Here is a 1299-nt window from a genome sequence, read left to right as displayed (position 1 = left end):
TTTGTGTTTGATAATGGGATTGTTAGTATGAAGCATGAGAGTTACCTCGCGTTTTGTTTAAGGATCAGACACCCATATCAAAACCGGTAACTCTCAACCTTTCAAGGTCCAGTGTCAGATCTAGTCGCGACTAATACACATAATGTGTCCTTGATGGTTTCTACGGGGAGTAACTTTAGTTACACGCAGCCGTCGTCAGTACTGCCAGACCTTTTCCCTGACCGGGGAACTGTGCCAGCTTCGCTTTTACGCACTGGGCGCTGACTGGTGAATAGCTGTATGGCAGCGATGGGAAGGTGCCAGTAGAAGTCCAATCTTGAGCGTTGACATAAGCTTTGGAATCGCTGGTCCAAGTGATGTTATAAGTGGAGTTTTGAGAAGCGCTGGTGACGTTGTTATCACGCAGAACCATGTACCAAAGTTGGAGCCGTCATAGCGTGATGTCACGGGGTTGACGGCATTTTCGAACCAGTTACGTTCGATCAGCGCGAGCCCTTTCTTACGCACGTTTATCCCAGAGCTGGTAATGCCGGAATAAGGTTGTTATAGGCGTGCACTCGTCCCCACGCTGCAACGGCAAGCGGGCGTTCACATCGCTGTAAACGTTATGGTGGTAAGTCAGGTTACGGCCCGTATCGCTGCTGCTAGAGCCGCTTAATCCTACTTTTTTAATACCGTGGAGTAGTTATAAGATACCGTCACGTTCGTCGATGCTTTCTTGATATCGACGGCAGATTCAAACGTGGTATCACCATCCGGTGTACCGGCGCACTCGTAGTTCTTGGCATAAATCTCGTTATGGTCAACCCAGACGTTCGGCGTGTTATCTACGCGGATGGCATCGCCATCACTCGCGCCGCCCGGCATATAGCCGAAACGCATATTACGAATTACCACATCGGAAGATTTAACTAACCAGATACCAAAGTTGGCGGAAGAGCCGTTGGTGCAGAGTATCGTTATCCCTTTGGTGAATTCTTTGATTTCAACCCCGCGTACGGGCTTGCTCCATTGGCTGCAAATATCGGCAGCCGCCGCATTGATCAGCGCATCTTCGTTGCCGTCATAGGTGAAAACCAGTGGATATGCACAGGTTTTCACTTTCTTACCGCTGCTGTCCACACGCGCGGCTTCAATGATATCCTGCATGGTTCGTGCATTCAATGAGTTGATGTAGCATCAAACGTAGTACTCGCGTTCGATGTAAGTACCGATGATCCTATCGTGCATTTCGGATGATTTTGAATATCCGAGCGTCTTGCGATTGAGCCGTTGCAATCGGTTACGCAGTGTCAGATG

General features: G+C 49.1%; 1 protein-coding gene and 1 pseudogene. Both read right to left on the bottom strand.

The window, feature by feature from the left end; all coding sequences use genetic code 11:
• Window positions 1-175: 175 nt before the first annotated feature.
• A pseudogene (locus QZ506_RS07385) lies at window positions 176-1158 on the bottom strand (polysaccharide lyase); the annotation flags it as partial.
• 21 nt (window positions 1159-1179) lie between these two features.
• Window positions 1180-1299: IS1 family transposase (locus QZ506_RS07380; RefSeq protein WP_291970121.1), on the bottom strand; the 120-nt coding region annotated here is incomplete at its 5' end.

The organism is Candidatus Symbiopectobacterium sp., from assembly GCF_020054415.1.
GTDB lineage: Bacteria > Pseudomonadota > Gammaproteobacteria > Enterobacterales > Enterobacteriaceae > Symbiopectobacterium.
The sequence above is the reverse complement of the archived record's forward strand: the minus strand, read 5'-3'. Positions and strand labels throughout refer to the sequence as shown.